Below are 26220 nucleotides of genomic sequence, written 5' to 3'. Positions count from 1 at the left end.
TCGGGCCGGGGCGGCCGGTACGTGGTCCTGGGGCGGTGGCCGGGTGTGCCCGGTGCCTGCCGGGAGGGGGTCGGGGTGCCGCCGGGCATGGTGGGTGCGCTTCGGGGCCCCCTTGCCGGTGTCGGTGCTCCACCGAGGGGTCGGGGGACCGGGGTTCGGCGTACGGGGTCAGGGGGCCTGGCTGGATCCGCGTACCACCAGGGTGGCCGGAATCACCATCGGTTCGCCGGCCCGCTCGGGCGGGACGCTGTCGGAGGGCAGCCCCAGCCGGCGTAGCAGGAGCCCGGCCATCAGCCGGCCCATCAGCTCCACGTCCTGGCGTACGGTGCTCAGCGGCGGGTCGGTCCAGGTGGCCGTCTCCAGGTCGTCGAAGCCGACCAGGGCCACGTCCCGGGGCACCCGGTGGCCCAGGGAGCGCAGTACCTGGAGGGCGCCGGAGGCCATCTGGTCGTTGCCGGCGAACACCGCGTCCAGGGTGGGGTACTGCTCCAGCAGCCGCCGCATGGCCCGTTCCCCGCCGGGCACCGTGAAGTCCGACTCCACCACCGCCTCGGGGCGGAGCAGGTCCGGCCCCAGGGCGTCCCGCGCGCCGTTCAGCCGCTCCTGGGCGGAGGTCTGGTCCAGCGGCCCGGTGATCACCCCGATCCGGCGGCGGCCGAGGTCCCTGAGGTGGGCGACCGCCTGGCGGGCGCCGTCCCGGTTGTCGACGTCGACGTAGAGCGTGTCCCCGACGGGGGCGCCGCGCCGGGCCTCCTCGGTGCTGGGTCTGCCGCCGCGCACCGTGGGTAGGCCGGCGGCGGTGGCGAGTACGGGCAGTGGGTCGTCGCCGTGCAGGGAGAACATCAGCGCCCCGTCCACGTGGCCGCCGGCCAGGTAGCGGCCGATGCGTTCGTGGCTGCGCTCGGGCGGACCCTCCAGCATCATCAGCACCAACTGCTGGTCGGCGGCGACCAGTTCGCGGCTGATGCCCCGCAGTTGCCGGGCGAAGAAGGGGTCCGAGAACACCCGGTGCTCCCGTTCGGCGATCACCACCGCCACGGCACCGGTACGGCGGGTGACCAGGGAACGGGCCGCGCTGTTGGGGACGTACCCCAGCTCGGTCACCGAGCGCTCCACCCGGAGGCGTACCTCCTCGCGGACCCGCTGGCCGCCGTTGACCACCCGGGACACGGTCGCCCGGGACACCCCGGCGTGCGCGGCCACCGCCTCCAGGGTGGGCCGACCCTCGTGAGTCATCCGTACCCCCGTTCGTTCCCTTGTCCGCCCGAACCTGACGCTACTCCCGGCCGGCCCCGGTCGGCCGGCCGGGAGCAGCGGGTCGGTTCCCCGCGACCACCGTTCCCGAGGGGAGGTCCTCAGGGGAAGGAGACCACCGTGGACGGCACGGTGTCCTCGCCCGAGGTGGGGTCGCCGAGGTCGTTGATGACGTGGTCGTACTGGCCCTTGCCGCCGAGCGAGACCACCAGCAGGTGGTGGAACTTGACCTCGGAGGTGGTGGGCGCGGCGAACCCGTGACCCTGGCGGATGGTGGGGTCGACGTTGTAGAAGCAGTAGCTGCCCAGTCCCCAACCCTCGTGGGTGCGCACCGAGTCGGCCACCTTGTAGGCGGCGTACCCCTTGAGGTCGCCGTTCTGGATGGCCTCCTGGTCGGGGGCGTCGTAGGCCTTCTCGTTCTGGTAGAAGATGGTCCGCCCGCCCTCGCCGTTCCACTGCACGTCGTACTTGTTGAAGTGTTCGACGAACAGTCCGGTGGCCAGCACGTTGTCGCCGTTGACCACCAGGCCGTAGTCGGCCCGGTTGGTCTCCCAGCCCACCCCGTCGCCGTGGTCGGCGCGCCAGATCCAGGTGTGGTCGATGACGGTGTGGTTGCTGTTGATGACCATGCTGGTGGTGGCCTTGCCGGGGCCGGCACCGCCGATACGGACGAACACGTCCTGGACGGTGACGGGGTTGGCCGCGTGGTCGGCGGAGGCGCCCTCGGGCCCGACCTCCAGCAGGACGTCGGAGTTGGTGGGGCCGGCGTCGATCAGCAGCCCGGCCAGCCGGACCCCGTCCACGTCGGCCACCTTCAGCGCGGTCACCCCGTCGTCCGGGATCAGGGTGGCGTACCCCAGGCCCAGGACCACGGTGTCGGCCCGCTTGACCTCGATGGGCTGGTCCAGGTGGTAGACCCCGGGGGTGAACAGCAGGTGCAGCCCGCTCTCCAGGGCGGCGTTGATGGTGGCGGCGTCGGCGCCGTCCTTGACCAGGTAGAACTTGTCCAGGCCCAGGGACTCGCCCTCGGGGCTGCCGCCGCCCCAGGTGGTGCCGCTGGCGTCGGTGCGTAGCTTGGGCAGGAAGACCTTGAAGTCCTCGCCGTCCAGGTAGAGGAACGGCTTCTCGCGGGAGACCGGGGTGGTCTCCAGGGTGGTGTACGGGGGGTCGGGGAAACCCTGCTCGGGGGCGCCGCGCACCCCGGAGAAGGTCATGTTCCACACCCCGTTCTGCCAGCCGCCGACCTCGCTGTCGCGGGTGTACCACTGCTGCTGGGAGTACGGCTGTACGGTGCCGTCGATCTTGCTGTCGGCGATGTAGCCGCCGCTGGCCCAGCCGTAGCCGTCGGGGGCCAGGTTGAGGTCGCCCTTGACGTGCATCCGGCGGAACGGCGCGGCCTGGGAGACCGCCCAGCGGTTGGCCCCGCTGACCGGGTTGAGGGAGAGGTTCTCGGCCGAACGCCAGAAGTTCTGGGTGGCGTTGCCGTCGAACCAGCCGGCGTCCACGGTCACGTCGCCGTTGAAGTGGGTGTCGTCGGGGGAGAGGCCGAGTCCGGCGATCGCGGTGTAGAAGCCGATCTGGGCGTTGAGGCCGTCGTAGGTTCCGGGCTTGAAGAACAGCGCGTAGCGCTTGGAGCCGAACTGGGCGCTCTCCTGCTCCTTGAAGATCTCGTCCAGCTTCTCCTGGATGCCGGAGGTGGAGGGGTCGAAGACCACCACGTTGGGGCCCAGGTCACCCCCACCGGTCGGCGGGTCGGCCTGGGGCGCGGCCTGCGCCGGGGAGGCGAGGGACAGCAGTCCGGTGGTGGCGGGAACGGCGACGGCGAGAGAGGCCAGAACCGTACGCCGGGCGGGGGCGGTCGAGGTGCTCGACCCGGTGTCCGGGGTGGTTCTCGGGGCGCGGTCGGGCCGGGTGGGGTCGTGCGATGGGGCCATGGCGGCTCTCCTGATTCACCAAGTGAATGTCGAGGGGGGTGAGAGCGCTCTCACAGGGTGGCATCGTTCTGCTAGTTGAACGGCGCGTCAAGGGGCGGGAGGGAACTGCCACTTGCCGGATCCGGGTGGGGACGCCCTCGTGGAGGCGGTGGGTGCCCCTCACCGGGAGGGGAGCGGTATCCCGCCAACGCGGCGCCGGCGTCCTGGACTTCACCGGCCGGCGCCCGGTCCCCGCAGGTCAGCGCGGCGGAACCCGGAGGCGGGGGAACAACCGCTGGTCAAGATCGTGAAGTTGCCGGGAGGGGAGCGGGGTGAGGGGCGCGGACTCCCGGCGTCCCCCGAGGTGGTCTCCGGCGTGGAGGTGACTGGATTTGTGCAACTCCCTTTCACGCACACGCCCCTTGACGCACGGCATGTGGGCGGGGAACGTACTCAACCACGATATGAGAGCGCTCTCATCGCCACTTCCGCACCTGTGTCCCCCCACACCGCTTTGGAGCGCAAAGGATGAGGAAGCCTTCAAGAAGAAAACGCTGGCCTTTGCTGGCCGTGGCCGCGGCGACCACGTTGAGCCTCGCCGCGCTGCCCACGGCCCAGGCCAGCGAAGCGCCCACCGCCAAGGAACCGTCCGCCAAGGGACCCTCCGCCATGGAGGAGGTCTGGCGCACCGACTTCGACGGTGACGCCGGGTCCCTGCCCTCCTCGGAGGACTGGATCATCGACACCGGCACCGGCTACCCGGGCGGCCCCGACCACTGGGGCACCGGCGAGATCCAGACGTACACCGACAACCCGGAGAACATCCAGCTGGACGGCGAGGGGCATCTGAAGATCACCGCCCTGAAGGACGGCGACAACTGGACCTCGGGCCGCATCGAGACCCAGCGGGACGACTTCTCGGCCCCCGAGGGGGGCACCGTCCGCTTCGAGGCCAAGGTGCGGATGCCGGACGTCTCCGGTGACGAGGCCCTGGGCTACTGGCCCGCCTTCTGGTCACTGGGTGCCGACTACCGGGACAACTACTGGAACTGGCCGGGCATCGGCGAGTTCGACATCATGGAGAACGTCAACGGTCTCAACTCCGTGTGGGGCGTGCTGCATTGCGGGGTCAACCCCGGCGGCCCCTGCGACGAGACCGAGGGCATCGCGGACTCCCGCGAGTGCCCAGGGCAGACCTGCCAGTCCGGCTTCCACACCTACGCCCTGGAGCTGGACCGCAGCGGTGACACCGAGGAACTGCGCTGGTACGTGGACGACCAGCAGTACCACTCGGTGACCGAGGAGCAGGTGGGCGCCGACACCTGGAAGGACGCCACTGACCACGGCCACTTCCTGTTGCTCAACCTGGCCATGGGCGGAGCCTTCCCGGACAAGGAAGCCGGCTTCGCCACCCCCACCGAGGCCACCAAGCCCGGAGCCTCGTTGTTGGTCGACCACGTTTCCGTATCTCGCAGTGGAGGTGAGGGCTGATGAGGATCAGTCGACGCAGGTTCCTGGGTGGACTGGCGGCAGGAGCTGCCGTGGCCGGCGGAGGACTGGTCCTCGGCGGCAACACCGCGGTGGGCAGCACCTTCTCCAACGGCAAGCGCGCCGCTGGGCTGCCGCTGAAGATCGTGAACAACAGCGGCAAGTTCGGCAGCGACCAGATCTGGGTCTACATCGTCGGCAACCAGGACGGCCAGCAGGTACGGGTCACGCCCGAGGGCGAACTCAAGCCGATCTCGATGGACGACAACGGTGACGACGGGTTCACCGACTACGCCATCCCGCTGTCCGGCGACGAGACGACCATCCAGCTGCCGTACATGTCCGGCCGCATCTACACCGCCCTCGGCGACAAGCTGAAGTTCAAGGCGGTCGAGGACGGCGACGGCAACGCCGCCCTCGCCTACCCGGCGGCGTGGGTCGAGTCCGACCCCAACTACGACGTGCTGCACGACTGCGCGGAGTTCACGTACAAGGAAGACGGCATGTACTGCAACACCACCATGGTGGACATGTTCAGCGTGCCGCTGTCCATCCACCTGGTGGGCGCCGACGACCAGAAGACCGGCACCCTCAAGGACGGTGCCCGCGAGGAACTGTTCTCCAAGCTCAAGGGCGCCGAGGGCTTCTCCGACCTGGTGGTCGACGACAAGCGGATCATCGCGCCCGGGCACGGCATGGCCGAGGGCAAGTTCTCCGAGAGCTACTTCGACGCCTACATCGACGAGGTGTGGTCGACCTACGAGAGCAAGGACCTGATCGTCACCACCAACGCCGGGGAGTTCACCGGCCGGGTCAGCGGCGGCAAGTTCTCCTTCACCGGTCCCGGCGAGGTCTCCTTCGACAAGCCGACCACCAAGGACGTGCTGTTCTGCGACGGCGCGCTGGCCGCCCCCAACGACGGGATCACCGGTCCGGTCGCGGCCATCCTGGGTGCCGCCTTCAACCGCACCACCCTGCTGACCGAGTCCAACCAGCCCACGGACGACCCCTCGGGCTTCTACCAGGGCGACACCGTGCACGAGTACGTCAAGGCCGTGCACGAGGCCACCGAGGACGGCAAGGCCTACGGCTTCGCCTTCGACGACGTGGCCGGCTTCGCCTCCTACATCGAGGACGGTGCGCCCACCGAGATCACCCTGACCCTGACCCCGTTCTGACGGGCACCGGGCGACCGCCCTCGCGGCGGTCGCCCGGCCGGGACAGCCCTGGGGGGTACGTCGACCGACGTACCCCCCAGGGCTGTTGGCGCGGGTACGCCCGGGTACGGGAGTGCCGTACACCGGGGTGGGGGCGGTCGCCGTCCAGCGACCGCCCCGGTCGGCCTCAGCCGGCGTAGGCCCCCGAGACGGTGAGCCGCAGTGCGGTGTCGATCATCGGCACGTGGCTGAACGCCTGCGGGAAGTTGCCCACCTGACGCTGCAACCTCGGGTCCCACTCCTCGGCCAGCAGCCCCAGGTCGTTGCGGAGCGACAGCAGCTTCTCGAACAGCCGCTTGGCCTCCTCCACCCGCCCGATCATCGCCAGGTCGTCGGCCATCCAGAACGAGCAGGCGAGGAACGCGCCCTCGTCACCCTCCAGGCCGTCAACTCCCGCCTCCTGCCCGTCCGTCGGGTACCGCAGGATGAAGCCGTCCTCGGTGGACAGCTCCCGCTGGATGGCCTCGATGGTGCCGATGACCCGCTTGTCGTCCGGCGGCAGGAAACCCATCTGCGGGATCAGCAGCAGGGAGGCGTCCAGCTCCTTGGAGCCGTAGGACTGGGTGAAGGTGTTGCGCTCGCGGTCGTAGCCCCGCTCGCACACGTCCCGGTGGATCGTGTCGCGCAGGTCGCGCCACCGCTCCAGCGGGCCCTCCACCTCACCGGACTCGATCAGTCGGACCGTACGGTCCACCGCCACCCAGGCCATCACCTTGGAGTGCACGAAGTGGCGCCGGGGTCCGCGCACCTCCCAGATGCCCTCGTCCGGCTCGTCCCAGTGGTCCTCCAGGTACTGGATCAGCTTCAACTGGAGCAGCGAGGCGTAGTCGTTGCGGGCCAGGCCGGTCATGTGGGCCAGGTGCAGCGCCTCGGTGACCTCGCCGTAGACGTCCAGCTGGAGCTGGCCGGCCGCACCGTTGCCGATGCGCACCGGGGTGCTGTTCTCGTAGCCCGGCAGCCAGGTCAACTCCGCCTCGGTCAGCTCCCGTTCACCGGCGATGCCGTACATGATCTGGAGGTTCTCCGGGTCCCCGGCGACCGCCCGCAGCAGCCACTCGCGCCAGGCCAGGGCCTCGCTGTGGTAGCCGGTGCGCAGCAGCGAGGACAGCGTGATGGCGGCGTCCCGCAGCCAGGTGAAGCGGTAGTCCCAGTTGCGGGAGCCCCCGATGTCCTCCGGCAGCGAGGTGGTCGGCGCCGCGACGATGCCGCCCGTGGGGGCGTAGGTCAGCGCCTTGAGAGTGATCAGCGAGCGCACCACCGCGTCCCGGTAGGGCCCGTGGTACGTGCAGTGGCTGACCCAGTCCGCCCAGAACTCCTCGGTGACCCGCAGGGCCTCCTCGGGTTCCGCGCGGGCCGGCGGCTTCTGGTGCGAGGGCTGCCAACTGATCGTCAGCGCGACCCGCTCGCCGGGGCCGACGGTGAAGTCGCTGTAGGTGGTGAGGTCCTCGCCGTAGGTCTCCGCCTCGGTGTCCAGCCAGACCGAGTCCGGCCCGGCCACGGCCACCGTGCGCTCCTCGACCCGGTGGACCCAGGGGACCACCCAGCCGTAGGAGAACCGCATCCGCAGCGCGGACCGTACGGACACCCGGCCGCTGACGCCCTCCACGATCCGCACCAGCTGCGGGGCGTGGTCGTCACGCGGGGGCATGAAGTCGGTGACCCGCAGGGTGCCCTGTGGGGTGTCCCACTCGGACTCCAGGATCAGGGAGTCGCCGCGGTACCGCCTGCGGTCCGCGGGTAGGGGTTCCTCCTCCGGGGAGTGGGCCGGGCCCACCCGCCAGAACCCGTGTTCGTCGGTGCCCAGCAGGCCCGCGAACACGGCATGAGAGTCAAAGCGGGGGAGGCAGAGCCAGTCGGCGCTGCCGTCGCGACGGATCAGGGCAGCTGTCTGCATGTCCCCGATGAGTGCGTAGTCCTCGATGCGCCCGGCCACGTGGATCTCCAGTCGAACAACAGTGGTGCTGTCCCCCGAGTGGTCATGGACGGGGGACGTGGAATGCGGATCAGTCCCCATTCGAGTGTCCGAGCAGGATACGACGCAAGCCGATGGGCCGGGGAAGTTGCCGGACCTGGGGAACTCCTAACGCTTCCCCGCGAATTCGCGGCCCGCTGGCATGGCCGAAAACCCATGGGTCTACGTCTTCACCGTACGCCCCGTCCCACAGGGTGGGCGGGCCGCCGGAGGCACCCCGCCCCGCTGTTACGCTGGTGGCCCGTGGACCGACCCAAACCTCATCGGAACCGGACAGGGTCGACCGCAGCGCGTCCGTCCCCGAAGTTTCCTCTCACGGCGCCGGTGCGCGCACCTCACCTCGCGACCACGGGAGCCCCCTCTTGGCCATGCCGACTCGATCCTCGACGACCAAGCACCTCTTCGTCACCGGGGGTGTGGCCTCCTCGCTCGGCAAGGGCCTGACCGCCTCCAGCCTGGGCGCCCTGCTCAAGGCGCGGGGGCTGCGGGTCACCATGCAGAAGCTGGACCCGTACCTCAACGTCGACCCCGGGACCATGAACCCCTTCCAGCACGGTGAGGTCTTCGTCACCAACGACGGTGCCGAGACCGACCTGGACATCGGGCACTACGAACGGTTCCTGGACGTCGACCTGGACAGCTCCGCCAACGTCACCACCGGCCAGGTGTACTCCTCGGTGATCGCCAAGGAGCGCCGGGGGGAGTACCTGGGCGACACCGTCCAGGTCATCCCGCACATCACCAACGAGATCAAGTCACGTATCCGCCGGATGGCCACCGACGAGGTGGACGTGGTGATCACCGAGGTCGGCGGCACCGTCGGCGACATCGAGTCGCTGCCCTTCCTGGAGGCGGTGCGCCAGGTGCGCCACGAGGTGGGCCGGGACAACGTCTTCGTGGTGCACATCTCCCTGTTGCCGTACATCGGCCCCTCCGGCGAGCTGAAGACCAAGCCGACCCAGCACTCGGTCGCCGCCCTGCGCAACATCGGTATCCAGCCGGACGCCATCGTGCTGCGGGCGGACCGCGAGGTGCCGGTCGCCATCAAGCGGAAGATCTCCCTGATGTGTGACGTCGACGACGCCGCCGTGGTGGCGGCCATCGACGCCCCCTCCATCTACGACATCCCCAAGGTGCTGCACACCGAGGGCCTGGACGCCTATGTGGTGCGCCGGCTGAACCTGCCCTTCCGGGACGTGGACTGGACCCAGTGGGACGACCTGCTGCGCCGGGTCCACCAGCCCGAGCACGAGGTGACGGTGGCTCTGGTCGGCAAGTACGTCGACCTGCCGGACGCCTATCTGTCGGTGACCGAGGCGATCCGCGCCGGCGGCTTCGCCAACAACGCCCGGGTGAAGATCAAGTGGGTCACCTCCGAGGACTGCCGCACCCCCGAGGGCGCGGAGCGGCAGCTGTCGGACGTGGACGCGATCTGTGTGCCCGGCGGCTTCGGCGACCGTGGGGTGGAGGGCAAGCTGGCGACCATCACCTACGCCCGGGAGAACCGGGTACCGCTGCTGGGGCTGTGCCTGGGCCTGCAGTGCATCGTGATCGAGGCCGCCCGCAACCTCGCCAAGATCGAGGGCGCCGGCTCCACCGAGTTCGACCAGTCGGTGGCCCATCCGGTGATCTCCACCATGGAGGAGCAGTTGGACATCGTCGCCGGTGACGGCGACATGGGCGGCACCATGCGGCTGGGGCTGTATCCGGCCAAGCTCGCCGAGGGCTCCCTGGTGCGCGAGGTCTACGGCGGCGAGCCGTACGTGGAGGAGCGGCACCGCCACCGGTACGAGGTCAACAACTCCTACCGCTCGGAGCTGGAGAAGAAGGCCGGCCTGGTCTTCTCCGGCACCTCGCCGGACAACAAGCTGGTCGAGTACGTGGAGTACCCCCGCGAGACGCACCCCTACCTGGTCGCCACCCAGGCCCACCCCGAGCTGCGCTCCCGGCCCACCCGGCCGCACCCGCTGTTCGCCGGCCTGGTGCGGGCCGCCGTGGACTGCCAGCGGGCCCGCTGACCGGCCCGCTACGGTTGCCGCACCGGTCCCGGAACCAGAGGGCCGACGTGCCACGGAGGATGGACAGATGCGCCTGACCGACACCGTCGAGGAGTGGCGGGTCACCGCCACCAGCACCCCGTTCACCGGAGCCAAGACCGGGGTGCGCAGCGACCGGGTGGAGATGCCGGACGGAAGCCTGGCCCAGCGGGACTACCAGGTGCACCCCGGATCGGTCGCGGTGCTGGCGCTGGACGACCAGGACCGGGTGCTGGTGCTCAACCAGTACCGTCACCCGGTGCGCCGCAGGCTGTGGGAGCTGCCGGCCGGACTGCTGGACGTGGTGGGGGAGAACCCGCTCTACGCGGCCCAGCGGGAGTTGTACGAGGAGGCGCACGTCAAGGCCGACGACTGGCGGGTGCTGACCGACGTCTACACCACCCCGGGCGGCTCCGACGAGGCGGTGCGCGTCTTCCTCGCCCGGGGGGTCGCCAGCGCGGAGGGCGAGCGCTACCAGCGGACCGAGGAGGAGGCCGAACTCCGTTCGGAGTGGGCGCCGTTGCCCGAACTCGTACGGGGCGTGCTGGCCGGGGAGTTGCAGAACAGCTGCCTGGTGGTGGGGACGCTGGCGTTGTCCACCGCGCTGGCCAGCGGGGGGCTGGGCACGCTGCGTCCGGCCGACGCCCCCTGGCCCGCCCGCCCCTTCTGAGGTGCCCTCGCGCCGTCGGGCGTCCCGGGGGCCGGCGGCGGCAACGGGTGGGCGTCCACCGGGAGTTGGCGGCCCCCTCCTCGCGCCGTACGGCCTGACGGGTCTCGGACGGCGGCTGGCCGGGGGTGGGTCACAGCACGGTGGGGCCCAGTGAGCGCACCCGCGCCGGCTCCTGGTCGCGGGGGAGCTGGATGGCCTCCCGGACGCGTTCGTAGTGCTCGTCGTCGGCCAGGGCCACCCGTATCGCCTGGTAGAAGGTGGTCTCGCACAGGTCGGCCAGCTCCGACTGGCTCAACTCCCGGTCCCGGAACCAGGAGATGACCATCTCCTCCATGTGGGCCAGCCAGCCCTGGACGGTCAGCCGTACGGCCGGCGTCAACGGGCAGTCCGCCGCCTGGAGCCCCTCCAGCAGCCAGTCCGCCAGCACCTTCCGCATCCTGCGGTGCAGGTTCTCCTCGCCCCGGTCGCGCTGGGAGAGCCGTACCACCGCCAGGTAGACGGACGGGTGCTTGGCCACCTCGCGGATGAAGGTCTCGATGCCGGTGCGCAGCGCCACGGCCGAGCTGGCCGTGGGGTCGGGGCTCACCTTGCCGATGACCTCCTCGGCGGCGGCCCGTACGAGGGTGTCCCGGAACTTGCGCTGCGAGCCGAAGTAGTGGAACAGCAGCCCGGGGGAGACCCCCGCCTCCTTGGCGACGGACTCCATCGACACCTCGTCGATCGGCTTGAGGTCCAGTACGCGTCGCGCGGCGTCCAGGATCTGCTTGCGCCGCTCTCCGGGAGGCATCCGGCGGCTGGGGCCCTTGGGGGAACTCATGTCGTCCATCTTATTGACTGGCTCTCAAGAGCCCCTATTGTTGAGTTCCACTCAATAAGCTGTGAGCCCCGCCCGGATGAGAGTGAGAGCCGCCATGTCCTCACCAGCGGACCGCACGCCCCGGCACCTCCCCGTGCCCAAGCCCGGAGAGCACGTCGACCTGGTCCTCGAACCCCGCGACGTCGCCTTCGACTGGGAACGGATGCCCATGCACTGGGTGCCCGGCGAACCCCTCACCACCCATGTCATCAACGTCCTGCACCTGCTGCTCCCCGAGGGCGAGCGCTGGTTCGTCAGGACCTTCCAGCAGGCCGTGCCCCTCATCACCGACGAACGGCTCCGCGAGGAGGTCCTCGGCTTCATCGGCCAGGAGGCCATGCACGCCGAGGCCCACCAGGGAGTGCTGGACCACTTCCGGGCCCGGGGCCTGGACCCCACCCCGTACGTACGGCACATGGAGTGGCTGTTCGGACGGGTCCTCGGCGACCGGCCGCACCTCAGCCCCGCGCAGCGCCAGGACTACCTGATCGAACGGGTCGCCATCATCGCGGCCATCGAGCACTTCACGGCCTTCCTCGGCGACTGGATCCTCAACGCCCACGACCTGGACCGGGTCCACGCCGACCCGGTGATGCTCGACCTGCTGCGCTGGCACGGCGCCGAGGAGGTCGAACACCGCAGCGTCGCCTTCGACCTGCTCACCCACCTCGACCCCGGCTACGCCCGCCGTATCCGGGCCATGGGCGTGACCGTGCCCATCTTCCTGTGGCTGTGGGTGCGCGGCGCCCGCTTCCTGATGGCCGCCGACCCCGAACTGGAGGGCCCCGCCTCCCGCCCCACCTTCCGGGGCTACCTGGCCGCCGCCCGCCAGGGGCTGCTGCCCGAGGTGGGCAAGGCCGTACGCTCCACCGCCCGCTACTTCCGCCGGGGCTACCACCCCACCCACGAGGGCTCCACCCGCCAGGCCATCGCCTACCTGGGCTCCTCCCCGGCCGCCCGCGCGGCGACCCACTGACCCGCCAGGCCCGTACGCGCCCGCCCCGCCACCGAGGAGCCCCATGGAACCCACGTCACCCGAGCCGCCCCCGGACCTGTACGGCCGAGGCCGCAGCGACCGGGCCCTGGCCGGGCTGACCGGCTTCATCCAGCGCTACACCGGACTGATGCTGCGCGGTTCCGAACGCCGACTGGCCAGAACGCCCCGGCCCCCGGCAACGGAGGCCGCCCTCACCGTGCGGGTGGCCGAGCGGACGGCGCGGGCCGAGGACGTGGTGGCCCTGCGCCTGGTACGGCCGGACGGCGCCCCGCTCCCCGAGTGGCAGCCGGGAAGCCACCTGGACCTCACCCTGCCCTCGGGCCGACGCCGGCAGTACTCGCTGTGCGGCGACCCCGCCGACCGGTACGGCTACCGCGTCGCGGTACGACGGCTGGACGGAGGCGGCGGAGGCTCCCTGGAGGTGCACCGCGACCTCACCCCCGGCACCCGGCTGCGGATCAGCCGCCCCCGCAACGCCTTCCCCTTCGCCGGGGAACCCTCGGTGCTGTTCCTGGCCGGCGGGATCGGCATCACCCCGGTGCTGCCCATGGTCCGGGAGGCGGAGGCCCTCGGCCTGGACTGGCGGCTGGTGCACACCGGACGGTCCCGCGCCAGCCTCCCGTTCACCGGGGAGCTGGCCGCCCTCCACCCCGACCGGGTCGAGGTCCGCGCCGACGAGGAGGCGGGGGTGCCGGACGCAGGGGAACTGCTCGACCAGGCCCCGCCCGGCGCCGCCGTCTACTGCTGCGGCCCCCCGCCCATGCTGGAGGCGGTACGCCGGGCCTTCGACCGGGCCCCCGAGGGCCGCCTGGTGGCCCTGCACTTCGAACGGTTCGCCCCGGCCCCCATCCTCGACGGCCGCCCCTTCCAACTCCAACTGGGCCCGAGCGGCCCGGTGTTGGACGTACCGGAGGACCGTTCGGCCCTGGACGTGTTGCGGGACCGGTCGCCGGCCACCCCGTACTCCTGCCGGCAGGGCTTCTGCGGGGTGTGCCGGCAGCGGGTGCTGTCGGGCACCGTCGAGCACCGGGACCGCAGACTCACCGACCAGGAGCGGGCCTCGGGCGCGGTGCTGGTCTGCGTCTCCCGCGCGGACGCCGGCGAACGGCTGGTGCTCGACCTGTGACCGGAACCCGGCACGGGACCCCGGTCACCCCCGCGACCCCCGCCGCCGTCCGACACCGAGCCCCACCGGCGGACCCCGACCACACGCCGACCGGCCGGACGACGACCCGCCGCGTACACGGCGCCACAGGGCGCCACAACGGGAGCGAGAACCGATGAGCACCCCACCAGGAACCCGGACCGAACCCCGCCACCGCGAGGTCATCAGCGGGGGCGTACCCCTGTCCGTCCACCAGCAGGGCGACCCCGACCACCCGGTGGTGGTGCTGGTCCACGGCTACCCCGACACCCACCGGGTCTGGGACGACGTGGCCGCCGCCCTGGCCGACGACCACCACGTGGTGCGCTACGACGTACGCGGCGCCGGGGAGTCCGGCCAGCCGGCCGGCCGCCAGGGCTACCGGCTGGACCAGCTCGCCGAGGACCTGTTCGCCGTCATCCAGGCCGTCAGCCCCGACCGGCCGGTCCACGTGGTCGCCCACGACTGGGGCTCCATCCAGTCCTGGGAGGCGGTCACCGACCCCAGGGCCCACACCCGGGTCGCCTCCTACACCACCATCTCCGGCCCCTGCCTGGACCACATCGGTTACTGGATCCGGCACCGGCTGGCCCGCCCCGTGCCCCGGCACCTCGCCCAACTCCTCACCCAGGCCGCCCACTCCTGGTACATCGCCGCGTTCCACCTGCCGGCCCTGGCCCCCGCCGTGTGGCGGCACGGCCTCGCCGACCGCTGGCCCACGGTGCTCGAACGGATCGAGGACGTACCCCCTCGCCCCGGCCACCCCCAGCCCACCCTGCGCGAGGACGCCGTACGCGGCATCAACCTCTACCGCGCCAACATGCTGCCCCGACTCACCCGCCCCAGGCGGCGCCCCTGCCAGGTGCCGGTCCAACTGCTCGGCCTGACCCGGGACCACTACGTGTCACCCCACCTGGAGGAGGGGCTCGAACGCTGGGTGCCCCGACTGTGGCGCCGCCCCGTCGAGGCCACCCACTGGTCCGCCCTGCTCCGCGAGGGCGGGACCGTGGCCCGCATGGTGCGCGAGTTCGTCGCCCACACCGAGGGAGCCGAGGCCACCCCCGAACTCGCCCGCGCCCGCCGACGCCCGGCCGAGCCCACCGAGGTCGACCGCCCCTTCGCCGGCCAGCTGGCCCTGGTCACCGGCGGAGGCGGAGGCATCGGCAGGGCCACCGCCCTCGCCCTGGCCCAACGGGGGGCACGGGTGGTGGTCTGCGACCTCGACCTCGAAGGGGCCCGGCACACCGCCGAGTTGGCCGCCGGACTGGGCGGTCAGGCCCACGCCCACCGCGTCGACGTGTCCGACCAGGCCGCCATGGACGCCTTCGCCGAGCGGATCACCGAGGAACACGGGGTCGTCGACATCCTGGTCAACAACGCCGGCGTCGGCCACTCCGGCCCCCTCATGGCCACCACCCCCGACCAGTGGCGCCGGGTGCTGGACGTCAACCTGTGGGGCGTCATCCACGGCTGCCGGGCCTTCGGGTCCCGGATGGCCGAGCGGGGCCAGGGCGGACACATCGTCAACCTCGCCTCGGCGGCGGCCTATCTGCCCTCCAAGGTGATGGGCCCGTACGCCACCAGCAAGGCCGGGGTCCTGATGCTGTCCGACTGCCTGCGGGCCGAACTGGCCCCGACCGGGGTGGCGGTCACCGCGATCTGCCCCGGGGTGGTGAACACCGGCATCGTCCGCACCACCACCTTCTCCGGCGTGAGCGAGGAGGAGCAGCGCGCCAAACGGGAGCGGATCTCCGGCCTGTACGCCCGCCGCAACTACCCCCCGGAGAGGGTGGCCGAACAGATCGTGCGGGCCATCCGCCGCCGCAAGGCGGTCGTCCCGGTCACCCTCGAAGCCCGGGCGGCCCGACTGCTGAGCCGCCTCTCTCCCGGAGCGCTGCGCCTGGCCGCCCGCCTCAACATCACCTGACCCTCCGCCGACCCCCGCGCCCAGCTGGTCCGATGCGGTGATTTTCAGCCGCCCGGCCGGGCTGGGCGTGGGCGGGTGGGACACCTGAGGGTGAACTACCCTCGAAGGAGGACCCGTCACGCGATCGTGGCGGGCTCTACGCATGGGCGCAGGCGGACGGGAGCGTGACCCGTGACGGATCAGGCGGTGCACACGGACGAGCCGGAGCGGGTGACCGCGGCCGGTGTCTTCCTCGGACGGGCCCAGGAACTGCGTACCCTGCGCGCCGACATCGGCCGCGCGGGACTGGACACCCTGGCCGGCCGCCCCGCCCCGCACCCCCGTGTACTGCTGGTCGCCGGCCGTCCCGGCACCGGCCGCACCGCCCTGGTCGAGGAACTCCTGCGCCAGGTCGCCGGCGGCTACCCCGACGGCCTGCTGGGCCTGGAACTCACCCACCCCGACGGCTCCGTCCGCTGCCTGGAGCGCGCGCTGCGCGAACTGCTGCGCCAACTCGGCGCCGAGGCGGCACCGGCCGGGGCGGGCGAGGAGGAGCTGCTCGACCTGTGGCGCCGGTCGGTGGCCGGACGGCGACTGGTGCTGGTCCTGGACGGGGTGGAGAGTTCCGAACAGGTACTGGACCTGCTGCCGGACGGCCGGGAGGCGCTGGTGGTGGCCGTCTCCGCCGGGCCGCTGCCGGGGCTGTCCGGCGCCCGGCCCTGCACCGTCGGCGGCCTGGAACGGGACGCCTCGGTGGCCTTGCTGTCGCGTTGCTGCGGCCCCACCCCCCGGCTGACGGTGGACCCGCGCAGCGCCGAGGCGCTGGCCGAGGCGTGCGGGGACCATCCCACCGCGCTCCGCCTGGTGGGGGCCTGGTTGGCCGAGCGGCCCGGGCTCTCGGTGTCGGCGGCCACCCGTCACCTGGAGCAGACGCCGCTGCCGGCGGAGCCGGCCGGTGGCGCCGACCCCCGCCTGGCGCGGGCCTTCACCCTGGCCTACGAGGGGCTGTCCGGCCCCACCGCCCGTACGCTGCGGCTGCTGGCACTGGCCCCGCTGGCCGAGGGGGACGAACTGAGCGCCTCCGCCCTGGCCGGCTGCTCCACCGAACAGGCCCGTACCCAGCTGGAACGGCTGGCCTCGCTGGGGTTCGTGACCGCTGACCCGGGCCCGGACGGCACCACCCGGGCCCGGGTGCCCGCCCACCTGTACCCGTTGCTGAGGGAGGCGGTGGAGGAACGGGAGCGGCCGGCCGAACGGCTGCTGTCCCGGGCCCGGATGCTGGAACGTCTGGTGCGGCAACTGCGGTCGGCCTGGTCGACCACCCAGCCGCCCGGTTCCCCGGCGCGGCGCGGTGCCGCCGAGCTGCCGAGGGAACTGCGCTTCACCTCGCCCGGGGCCGCGTACACCTGGCTGGAGCCCCGACGGGACTGGCTGTGGGCCTCGGTGCGGATCGCGGTGGCCGAAGGGGAGGGCGAACTCGACACCCTGGCAAGGCGGTTGATCTCCTCGCTGGCCCGCGCCTACGAGGCGCACCTGCCCCCGGAGGAGGCGGCGCCCGAGCTGTACCGGCTGCACGAGCTGGTGCTGTCGGTGGCCGGCCGGGGCGGGCTGCACCGGGAACGGGCGGCGGCCCTGCTCAACCTCGGGGACCTGGACGCCACGGTGGGCCGGTTCCCGGTGGCCCTGTCCCGGTACCGCGCCGCCCTGGAAGCGGCGCAGTGCTGTGCGGACGGCCACGCCCCTTCGGCCCGGGCGGCGGAGTCCCTGGGCGGTACGCACGCGGAGCTGGGGGACTGGGCGCGGGCCGCCGACTGGTACGGGCGGGCCCTGGCGCTACGGGAGAGCAGGGGCGAGGACCAGGCGGTGGCCCGGTTGCACGGCCGTATCGGCGCGGCCCACGTGTACGCCGGCGAGTGGGACCTGGCGCTGCGGGAGTGGCGGGCGGCGGCCTCGGTACGGCGCCGGCTGGGAGACGTGGCCGGACAGGCCCGCGCCGTCAGCGAGGTGGCGAGGGTGCTGGAGTACGGGGGGCGCCCCCAGGAGTCGGCGCGGGCCTGCCGGGAGGCGCTGCGACTGGCCCGTGAGTGCGGGGAACGGCGGTTGGAGGCGGCGTTGTGCCTGCGGTTGGCGGACGCCTGCGAGCGGTTGGGGTTGCCGGACGAGGCGCGGTCCCATCGCCGGTGCGCGGAGCGGCTGTTGGGGTCCGGGGACGGTCCGGGGGAGGAGGACGACAACCCTTCCACTGGACCGACCTGTGAAATCGCAAGCGAATCCGGTACGGACTGATTGTTTGCAAGGCTAGACAGGTCGAGATCCTTCATTAGACTGGCGCTGCCGCGGTGGTCCCGGCCCCTCGTCCCTCCGGTCACCGGGTCCCCGGTTCCCTTCCGGTGCGTGGCCGCGCCGGACCCGCGCGCGGCGTCCATCGCGTCACGCAGCGTTCGTATCCAATCCCAGGCAAGGACCGTGATCCAGGTGAAGGTCGGCATCCCTCGCGAGGTGAAGAACAACGAGTTCCGGGTGGCCATCACCCCGGCCGGCGCCCATGAGTTGGTGCGCAACGGCCACGAGGTGTACGTGGAGCGCGGTGCGGGACTGGGGTCCTCCATCGCCGACGAGGAGTACACGGCGGTCGGGGCGAACCTGCTGGACACCGCGGACGAGGTGTGGAGCACCGCCGACCTACTGCTGAAGGTCAAGGAGCCGATCGCCGAGGAGTACCACCGGCTCCGCAAGGACCAGACCCTGTTCACCTACCTCCACCTGGCCGCCTCGCGCGAATGCACCGAGGCGCTGCTGTCCTCCGGCACCACCGCCATCGCCTACGAGACGGTGGAGACCGCCGGCCGCGCCCTGCCGCTGCTGGCCCCGATGTCCGAGGTGGCCGGCCGGATCGCCCCGCAGGTGGGCGCCTACCACCTGATGCGTTCCGCCGGCGGCCGGGGCGTGCTGCCCGGTGGCGTACCGGGGGTGCCGGCCGGCCGCGCGGTGGTGATCGGCGGAGGCGTCTCCGGTTGGAGCGCCACCCAGATCGCGGTGGGCATGGGCTTCCACGTGACCCTGCTGGACCGGGACATCAACAAGCTGCGCGAGGCGGACCGCATCTTCGGCACCAAGGTGCAGACGGTGACCTCCAACGCCTTCTCCCTGGAGAAGGCCGTGCTGGAGGCGGACCTGGTGATCGGCGCGGTGCTGATCCCGGGGGCGAAGGCGCCGAAGCTGGTGACCAACGAGCTGGTCTCCCGCATGAAGCCGGGAAGTGTCCTTGTCGACATCGCGATCGACCAGGGCGGCTGCTTCGAGGACTCCCGCCCCACCACCCACGCCGAGCCCATCTTCCCGGTGCACGACTCGGTCTTCTACTGCGTCGCCAACATGCCGGGCGCGGTGCCCAACACCTCCACCCACGCCCTGACCAACGCCACGCTCCCGTACATCGTGGAGCTGGCCAACCGTGGGTGGCGCGACGCGCTGCGCCGTGACCCGGCGTTGGCCCTGGGGCTCAACACCCACGAGGGTGAGGTCGTCTACGGCCCGGTGGCCGAGGCGCACGGCCTGGGGTCCCGTGACCTGGGCTCCCTACTGGCCTGATCCCAGCCGGAGTTGACGCCGTCCCCGACGCGGGGGCGGCGTCTTCGGCGTGCCCGCGCCCTGGTGCCGGCCTGGCCGTGGGGGTGGCCGGCGGAGGAGGTCACCGGGGTGGTCGAGGTGCGGTGGGAGGTGGTGGGCGATGACACTCCGGCGGGTGAACCGCGTGGCCGCCAGTTGATCGTTTTGTCGCTATGTTGGCCCGAACTCGCCCTGGGATTAGGGGACTTGCTGTGTTTCGCGTCTCCCGTCGCCCCGGAACGCGCCCGAAATGCCCTTGACGTAAGGGGGTTGGGGCATCGACACATGCGGTCGGGTCCGGTGGATTGTGTTGCTGAGGGGGGCCGCCACGCCATAGAGTCACCAAACGTCGGCATGGTGCCACGCTGACCTGTCTAGAAGTTCCTTAGCCACTAAGGGGGTAGGACGACTTGTGACTGAGTCGACATTTTCTCCCGGAGGCGGTCAGCCAGGAACGACCGTGGAGGACCAGCGCGTCGGTGGCCGGGAGGCCGTCGGCTCCCTCGTTGTCTCTCCGCCCCAGAGCCTCGCACCGCAGTCCGACACACCGAGCCTGACCGCCCACCAGAGCATGGATGGCCCTCACGTGAACGCCATGGCAGGCGGCCCCTCGGACGGCCAGTCCGGGGACCGATTCGCCGACTACGAGGAACTGCCCGAGGGTCACTTCTACGACCCTGACGCGGAGTACGAGCCCGACCCCGAGTACGCGGCCACCCTCGCCCCCGACGCCGCCCGGCAGCGTCGTGAGCGGGTGGGCCCGACCGGCAGACCGCTCCCGTACTTCCCGATCCCCGGACCGGTGCAGGAGCACGGACCGGCCAAGATCATCGCGATGTGCAACCAGAAGGGCGGGGTCGGCAAGACCACCTCGACCATCAACCTGGGTGCCGCGCTCGCCGAGTACGGACGCCGGGTGCTGCTGGTCGACTTCGACCCGCAGGGTGCCCTGTCCGTCGGACTGGGCGTCAACCCGATGGAGCTCGAACTCACGGTCTACAACCTGCTGATGGAGCGCCGGATGGCGCCCGACGAGGTGCTGTTGAAGACCGCGGTCGCCGGGATGGACCTGCTGCCCAGCAACATCGACCTGTCGGCCGCCGAGGTGCAGCTGGTCAGCGAGGTGGCCCGGGAGTCCACGCTCCAGCGGGCGTTGGGCCCCCTGATGAACGAGTACGACTTCATCGTCATCGACTGTCAGCCCTCGCTGGGCCTGCTCACGGTCAACGCCCTGACCGCCGCCCACAAGGTGATCGTCCCCCTGGAGTGCGAGTTCTTCGCGCTGCGCGGGGTGGCCCTGCTGACCGAGACCATCGAGAAGGTGCAGGAACGGCTCAACCCCGAGCTGGAGCTGGACGGCATCCTGGCCACCATGTACGACTCCCGCACCGTGCACAGCCGGGAGGTCCTGGCCCGGGTGGTGGAGGCGTTCGACGACAACGTCTACCACACGGTGATCGGACGGACGGTGCGCTTCCCGGAGACCACGGTCGCCGGTGAGCCCATCACCACCTACGCGTCCAACTCCGTGGGGGCGGCGGCCTATCGACAGTTGGCCAGGGAGGTGCTCGCCCGGTGCCACGCCGAGTGAGTCTCCCGGCGGCGGACGAACTGTTCCGGTCCACCTCGGGTTCGGCCGTACAACCCACCAACCCCCAGCAGAACACCAACGGCGGCAAGAACGCCGACAGGAACGCTGACAGAAACACCGACAGAAGCGCCGACAAGGGCGGTGCCGCACGGCGTGACGTGGGCTCTCCCGCGTCCACCCCGGCCTCCGGTGACGTCGCGGGCTCCGACGCTCCCGAGCACGCCACCGCGCCGGAGGGAGGCGCCGCCGAGAACGAGCGTGAGGCGGCACCCTCCGAGTCCCGCACCGAGGCCGGGGCCCGGGAGCACGACGGCCCCGGTTCCCGCCGTGCCGTGCCCGAACAGGGCAAGGGCCGCCGTGACCCGGCCGAACCGGCACGTCCCGGCGGCTCCCGCGCGGCGGCCAAGGGCCGCCAGGCCGCCGCCGGCGCGGCCCCGCGCCGACCCCGCAACGCCCGTCGACCCAGCGGACGGGAGCGGCACGACGAGAAGATCACCGTCTACGTCTCGGCCGAGGAGCTGATGGACCTGGAGCACGCCCGCCTGGTGCTGCGCGGCGAACACGGGCTGGCCGTCGACCGTGGCCGCATCGTCCGGGAGGCGGTGGCCGTCGTCCTGGCGGACCTGGAGTCCCGGGGCGAGGCCAGCATCCTGGTACGCCGTCTGCGGAGCGGCTGACCACCCCCAGTCGACCCCACGGGTGAGCCGTCGGGGTCGACCGGCACCCCGCCCAGTACGCTGCCCCGCGATGTCCCAGTCCGACGGTTCCCCCGCCACCCGCCGCCCCCTCGGCCGTGGGCCCGGCGCCGCGCCCCCGGGCAGCCGCCCCGAGGAGGGGCCCGAGCCGACCGAGGTACGGGACGCACCGGCCGAGGCACCCGTACCGGAGCCGGCCACCCCCAGCGAACCCGAGCCGGCGCCCCGACCCCCCGACCGTGAGGCCGGGCCGCCCCGCCCCCGGGAGAGCCACGAGGCCGCCACCCCGGAAACCACCCCTGAGTCCGCCCCCGAGGTGGCCGAGCGGACCCGGGACCGTGGCGAACGTGCTGGTTCCGTCGACTCCGGTGACTCCCGTGGCCCCGACGAGCCCAGTGGCCCGGAAGGTCCCGCCGACTCCCGCAGTGCGCCCGTCGAGGTGCCGGGACGGGACGCCGCCCCCGAGGTGGCCGCTCCTGAGGTCGACCTCACCGAGGCCGCCACCCCCCACGAGGGCGAGGGCCCGCAGGGCAGCGGGGAGCCGTCCGGGAGTGGTGTCGCGGCACCGGAGGAGGCCGGGGAGCCGGACCAGGGGGAGGGAGGGGAGGGGCAACCCGCCCCGGAGGACGGCGGGTTCCGGGTCGTACTGGATAACTTCGAGGGCCCCTTCGACCTGCTCCTCCAACTGATCTCCAAGCACAAGCTGGACGTCACCGAGGTCGCCCTGCACCGGGTCACCGACGAGTTCATGGCCCACATCCGGGCCATGGGACCCGACTGGGACCTGGACCAGACGACGGAGTTCCTGGTGGTGGCCGCCACCCTGCTGGACCTCAAGGCGGCCCGGCTGCTGCCCACCGCCGAGGTCGAGGACGAGGCGGACCTGGCCCTGCTGGAGGCGCGGGACCTGCTGTTCGCCCGGCTGTTGCAGTACCGCGCCTACAAGGAGATCGCGGACATCTTCCAGGGCCGGTTGGCCCAAGAGGCGCTGCGCCATCCCCGTACGGTCGGTCTGGAACCGCACCACGCGGAGCTGCTGCCGGAGGTGGTGCTCACCCTGGGCGCCGAGGGGCTGGCCAGGCTGGCCGTGAAGGCGATGCAGCCCAGACCCGAGCCCCAGGTCTACGTGGAGCACATCCACGCGCCCCTGGTCAGCGTGCGGGAACAGGCCGAGGTGGTGGTGGCCCGACTGCGGGAGAGGGGGCAGCTGACCTTCTCCGACCTGGTGGCCGACACCGGGGACACCCTCACCGTGGTGGCCCGCTTCCTGGCCCTGCTGGAGCTGTACCGGGAGAAGGCGGTGGAACTGGAACAGGCCGAGGCCCTGGGGGAGTTGACCATCCGCTGGAGCGGAGCGGAGGACCTGGCCCCCACCGTCACCGACGAGTTCGACCAACCACCGGCGCCCCCCGAGGGCGTCCGCCCACCAGGGGAGTCCGCCCGATGACCGAGCCCGAAGCACCCGCCAGCCCACCGGCCGTGCCGGAGTCCGTACCCCCGCCCGCCGGGACGAGCACGGTCGCCGACCTGGAGCTGCGGCCCGCCCTGGAGGCGGTGCTGATGGTGGTGGACGAGCCGGTGACCGAGGCGCACCTGTCGAAGGTGCTGGAGCGGCCCCGACGTCAGGTCAACGAGGCGCTGCACGATCTGGCCGAGGAGTACCGGCGACAGGGCCGGGGCTTCGACCTGCGTATGGTTGCCGGAGGGTGGCGGTTCTACACCCGCCCCGAGTACGCGGAGGCGGTGGAGCGGTTCGTCCTGGACGGACAGCAGGCCCGGTTGACCCAGGCCGCCCTGGAGACCCTGGCCGTGGTGGCGTACCGGCAGCCGGTCAGTCGCTCCCGGGTCTCGGCGGTACGCGGTGTCAACTGCGACGGGGTCATGCGTACCCTGCTCCAGCGCGGTCTGCTGGAGGAGGCGGGCACCGAACCCGAGACAGGTGCGATCCTGTACCGGACGACAAACTACTTCCTGGAACGTATGGGCCTGCGCGGTCTGGACGAGCTGCCCGAGTTGGCGCCGTTCCTGCCGGAGGCGGACGCCGTGGAGGGCGACAGCCAAGAGGCCGTGCCCTCGTTCCGGGTTGACGATGGCGGCGACTCCTAACGAGTCAGAGACGACGGAACACTGATGCGAAGCAGCGGCAAGAACAGCGGCGGAGGCCGGCGAGGCGCGGGAGGCCCCCGCGACGACAAGCGACAGCGCGCGGGCCGGCCGCGCCCGGAGGAGCGCCGCTACGACCAGGGCCCGCCCGGCGGCAAGAAGGGCCAGGGCCCCAAGGGCCAGGGCGGCGGCCCCGGCGCCGGCAAGGACAGCCGCGACGGCCGGGGACGCCCCACCGCCGCCCCCGCCAAGGGCCGGGGCCAGGGCCGCAGGACGGCGCCCTCCCGGCCGCGTGAGCTGGACGCCCAGATCGAGGAGCGCAACCGCGCCCGGCACACCGAACCCCGTGCCAAGCTCCCCAGGACCTTCGACGAACCCGAGGGCGAGCGGCTCCAGAAGGTGCTGGCCCGGGCCGGCATGGGCTCGCGCCGTGCCTGTGAGGAACTGATCGACCAGGCCCGGGTGGAGGTCAACGGCAAGATCGTGGTCGAACAGGGCGTGCGGGTCGACCCCGACCACGACGAGATCAAGGTGGACGGGCTGACCGTCGCCACCCAGTCCCACGTGTTCTTCGCCCTCAACAAGCCGGCCGGGGTGGTCTCCTCCATGGAGGACCCGGACGGCCGGCAGTGCCTGGGGGACTACGTCCAGAACCGGGAGACCCGGCTGTTCCACGTCGGCCGGCTGGACACCGAGACCGAGGGGCTGATCCTGCTCACCAACCACGGCGAGCTGGCGCACCGCCTCACCCACCCCCGGTACGGGGTGCGCAAGACCTATCTCGCCGCCATCCAGGGCCCGTTGCCCAGGGAACTGGGACGCCGGCTGAAGGACGGCATCGAGCTGGAGGACGGGTACGCACGCGCCGACCACTTCCGGGTGGTGGAGAACACCGGCAAGAACTACCTGGTCGAGGTCTCCCTGCACGAGGGCCGCAAGCACATCGTGCGACGGATGCTGGCCGAGTCCGGTTTCCCGGTCGACCGGCTGGTCCGGGTACGTTTCGGCCCCATCGCCCTGGGCGACCAGAAGTCCGGCTGGCTGCGCCGGATGACCAACACCGAGGTCGGGATGCTGATGCGCGAGGTCGGGCTCTGACCCGTTCCGGCTGAGGCACCGGGGGCCGGGCGATTGGGGCGAATAACTCCTGGCGTCCGGCCCACCGGCCGCGACAGCATGGGGGCATGACGCCCCCAGCGCTCCCCACGGCGCCCCAGTCCGTACCCCAGCCGGCCCCCGGTGGCACGGCCCTCCACCCCCTCACCGCCCGGGAGCGGGTCGCCGCCCAACTCCCCCCGCTCGGCAACCCGTTGACCGAGAGCGACGGCCACCCCCTGCTGTTCGTCACGGTCTCCGGCGCCCACCTGTACGGCTTCCCCTCCCGCGACTCGGACGTCGACCTCAGAGGGGTGCACCTGCTGCCGGTCGACGACCTGGTCGGGCTGCGGGCACCGGAGGAGACCCACAGCCGGATGTGGGTACGGGACGAGGTGGAGTGGGACCTGGTCACCCACGACCTGCGGAAGTTCGTACGGATGCTGCTGCGCCGCAACGGCTACGTACTGGAGCAGCTGCTGTCCCCCCTGGTGGTCGGCAGCAGCCCCACCCACGCCGAACTGGTGGCGCTCTCCCCGAAGGTGCTCACCCGGCACCACGCCCACCACTACCGGGGCTTCGCCCGCACCCAGTGGCGGCTGTGGGAGAAGACCGGGGAACTGAAACCGCTGCTCTACACCTTCCGGGTGCTCCTCACCGGCGTACACCTGATGCGCTCCCACCAGGTGCTGGCCCACCTGCCCACCCTGGTCGAGGAGGTGCCCGAGGCGCCCCGGGAGGAGCTGCTGCACCTGGTGGCCGTCAAGGAGGAGGCGGAGAAGGGCCCGGCCGTCGGGCTGGACCCGGAGCGGGCGCTCCGACAGGTCGAGGCGCTGCACCAGGTCCTCGACGACGCCGAGCGGGACTCCACCCTGCCCCAACTGCCCTCGGGCCACGAGGAGTTGCACGAGCTGCTGGTACGGGTCAGGAGCTGACCGGCCACGCGTCCGGCGGCAGCGACCGCCGCCGGGTCTGGAACAGGAAGTCGGCCACCCGGTCGCGGTCCGGCTCCACCGGCAGCGGGCTGCGGGCCGCCGCCTCCTCGATCTCGGCCCTGAGCCGGCTCACCCACTCCTCCAGCCGGGGCCAGGGCAGTTCACCGCGCCGTACCTCCAGCAACGGTTCGCGTAGCGTGCCCACGTCCACCCGCAACCGGCCGGTGCGCAGCAGGTCCCGGCAGGTCACCAGCACCCGCACCAGATGTGTCGCCGCCTTCCAGCGGGGCGCGCCCCGGGCGGCGGCCGTCCGCAGCCGGGACTCCTGCCGGTCGGCGAAGCCGCCGAAGGTCTCCCGCACCCGCAGGGACAGGAAGGCGCCGCGCAGGTCCAGCAGGGCCTGGCCCACCTCGTCGACGTACTCCACCACCGGGGAGTGCAGGCACTCCAGCACGGTGGGGTTGGCGCGCAGTCCCAGCGCGCAGAACCGCTCCACCTCCCAGGAGAACTGTTCGGGCGCGGGCCCCTCCACGTGGGTGGGCGGCTTGTCGAAGCCCCACCACGCGGACGCGGGTGCGGCGAACACCCCCCGACGGTCGGTGTCGCTGTCCTCGGTGGCCAGTCCGAAGGCGCGGGAGCCCATCACACAGGAGTAGACGGTGTGTTGGCGCACCAGGGCGTGCGGGGAGGGCACGGACATGCGCCCATCATCGTCGGCCCCGCCCTCGGGGCCCAGCGG

20 protein-coding genes are annotated in these 26220 nt (G+C 71.9%); 15 read left to right on the top strand and 5 right to left on the bottom strand.

Annotation, left to right across the window (positions count from 1 at the left end; genetic code table 11):
* Positions 1–168: 168 nt before the first annotated feature.
* Both ABZT14_RS23540 and ABZT14_RS23535 read right to left on the bottom strand, forming a co-directional pair.
* Entirely contained in the window at positions 169–1236 is a 1068-nt protein-coding gene (locus ABZT14_RS23540) for a LacI family DNA-binding transcriptional regulator (RefSeq protein WP_356305974.1), read from the bottom strand.
* 119 nt (positions 1237–1355) lie between these two features.
* Positions 1356–3188, bottom strand: a complete 1833-nt coding sequence (locus ABZT14_RS23535; protein ID WP_356305972.1) for a coagulation factor 5/8 type domain-containing protein — start codon at positions 3186–3188, stop codon at positions 1356–1358.
* A 507-nt stretch (positions 3189–3695) separates the two neighbouring features.
* Between ABZT14_RS23535 and ABZT14_RS23530 the strand changes: the two genes are divergently transcribed.
* Positions 3696–4658 (top strand): glycoside hydrolase family 16 protein, encoded by a 963-nt coding sequence (locus ABZT14_RS23530; protein ID WP_356305970.1) that lies wholly within the window; start codon positions 3696–3698, stop codon positions 4656–4658.
* A complete protein-coding gene (locus ABZT14_RS23525; RefSeq protein ID WP_356305968.1) occupies positions 4658–5833 on the top strand; it encodes a glycoside hydrolase family 64 protein in 1176 nt (391 codons plus the stop codon). The genes ABZT14_RS23530 and ABZT14_RS23525 overlap by 1 nt, the downstream gene beginning before the upstream one ends.
* Positions 5834–5999: 166 nt before the next feature.
* Here the strand turns inward: ABZT14_RS23525 and ABZT14_RS23520 are convergent, their stop codons facing one another.
* A complete protein-coding gene (locus ABZT14_RS23520) occupies positions 6000–7805 on the bottom strand; it encodes a glycoside hydrolase family 15 protein (protein ID WP_356305966.1) in 1806 nt (601 codons plus the stop codon).
* A 407-nt stretch (positions 7806–8212) separates the two neighbouring features.
* Here ABZT14_RS23520 and ABZT14_RS23515 point away from each other — a divergent pair, with 407 nt between their 5' ends.
* Both ABZT14_RS23515 and ABZT14_RS23510 read left to right on the top strand, forming a co-directional pair.
* Positions 8213–9862 carry a CTP synthase gene (locus ABZT14_RS23515; protein WP_356305964.1) on the top strand — a complete coding sequence of 550 codons (1650 nt, stop codon included), beginning with the start codon at positions 8213–8215 and terminating at the stop codon, positions 9860–9862.
* Positions 9863–9929: 67 nt separating this feature from the next.
* A complete protein-coding gene (locus ABZT14_RS23510) occupies positions 9930–10550 on the top strand; it encodes an NUDIX hydrolase (RefSeq protein WP_356305962.1) in 621 nt (206 codons plus the stop codon).
* A 130-nt stretch (positions 10551–10680) separates the two neighbouring features.
* Here the strand turns inward: ABZT14_RS23510 and ABZT14_RS23505 are convergent, their stop codons facing one another.
* Entirely contained in the window at positions 10681–11367 is a 687-nt protein-coding gene (locus ABZT14_RS23505) for a TetR/AcrR family transcriptional regulator (RefSeq protein WP_356305960.1), read from the bottom strand.
* A gap of 94 nt (positions 11368–11461) precedes the next feature.
* Between ABZT14_RS23505 and ABZT14_RS23500 the strand changes: the two genes are divergently transcribed.
* The 11 genes from ABZT14_RS23500 (at position 11462) to ABZT14_RS23450 (ending at position 25481) form a co-directional block, all read left to right on the top strand.
* Entirely contained in the window at positions 11462–12382 is a 921-nt protein-coding gene (locus tag ABZT14_RS23500; protein WP_356305958.1) for a metal-dependent hydrolase, read from the top strand.
* Positions 12383–12425: 43 nt separating this feature from the next.
* Positions 12426–13529 (top strand): PDR/VanB family oxidoreductase, encoded by a 1104-nt coding sequence (locus ABZT14_RS23495; protein ID WP_356305956.1) that lies wholly within the window; start codon positions 12426–12428, stop codon positions 13527–13529.
* A gap of 154 nt (positions 13530–13683) precedes the next feature.
* The gene (locus tag ABZT14_RS23490; RefSeq protein WP_356305954.1) at positions 13684–15474 is read left to right on the top strand and encodes an SDR family oxidoreductase; all 1791 of its coding nucleotides are present in this window, start codon (positions 13684–13686) and stop codon (positions 15472–15474) included.
* A gap of 171 nt (positions 15475–15645) precedes the next feature.
* Positions 15646–17739, top strand: a complete 2094-nt coding sequence (locus ABZT14_RS23485; RefSeq protein ID WP_356305952.1) for a tetratricopeptide repeat protein — start codon at positions 15646–15648, stop codon at positions 17737–17739.
* Positions 17740–17928: 189 nt separating this feature from the next.
* Positions 17929–19044, top strand: a complete 1116-nt coding sequence (gene ald, locus ABZT14_RS23480) for an alanine dehydrogenase (protein ID WP_356306014.1) — start codon at positions 17929–17931, stop codon at positions 19042–19044.
* 589 nt (positions 19045–19633) lie between these two features.
* On the top strand, positions 19634–20653 hold the full coding sequence (locus ABZT14_RS23475) for a ParA family protein (protein ID WP_356306011.1): 1020 nt from the start codon (positions 19634–19636) through the stop codon (positions 20651–20653).
* On the top strand, positions 20638–21330 hold the full coding sequence (locus ABZT14_RS23470; protein WP_356305950.1) for a hypothetical protein: 693 nt from the start codon (positions 20638–20640) through the stop codon (positions 21328–21330). Before ABZT14_RS23475 ends, ABZT14_RS23470 begins: the two co-directional genes overlap by 16 nt.
* Before the next feature lie 70 nt (positions 21331–21400).
* Positions 21401–22795, top strand: coding sequence for a segregation/condensation protein A (locus ABZT14_RS23465; RefSeq protein ID WP_356305948.1), 1395 nt, complete (start codon positions 21401–21403; stop codon positions 22793–22795).
* Positions 22792–23454, top strand: a complete 663-nt coding sequence (scpB, locus tag ABZT14_RS23460; RefSeq protein WP_356305946.1) for an SMC-Scp complex subunit ScpB — start codon at positions 22792–22794, stop codon at positions 23452–23454. Before ABZT14_RS23465 ends, scpB begins: the two co-directional genes overlap by 4 nt.
* A gap of 24 nt (positions 23455–23478) precedes the next feature.
* Positions 23479–24549, top strand: a complete 1071-nt coding sequence (locus ABZT14_RS23455; protein ID WP_356305944.1) for a pseudouridine synthase — start codon at positions 23479–23481, stop codon at positions 24547–24549.
* 86 nt (positions 24550–24635) lie between these two features.
* Positions 24636–25481, top strand: a complete 846-nt coding sequence (locus ABZT14_RS23450; RefSeq protein WP_356305942.1) for a nucleotidyltransferase domain-containing protein — start codon at positions 24636–24638, stop codon at positions 25479–25481.
* Here ABZT14_RS23450 and ABZT14_RS23445 read toward each other — a convergent pair.
* Positions 25471–26181 carry a nucleotidyltransferase domain-containing protein gene (locus tag ABZT14_RS23445; protein ID WP_356305940.1) on the bottom strand — a complete coding sequence of 237 codons (711 nt, stop codon included), beginning with the start codon at positions 26179–26181 and terminating at the stop codon, positions 25471–25473. The two genes, ABZT14_RS23450 and ABZT14_RS23445, sit on opposite strands and share 11 nt — an antisense overlap.
* Between the last annotated feature and the right edge of the window lie 39 nt (positions 26182–26220).

Origin of the sequence: Streptomyces sp. NPDC005438, assembly GCF_040606315.1 — a bacterium.
GTDB lineage: Bacteria > Actinomycetota > Actinomycetes > Streptomycetales > Streptomycetaceae > Streptomyces.
Note: the sequence above shows the minus strand (reverse complement) of the source record. Positions and strands in the feature narration are given on the sequence as shown.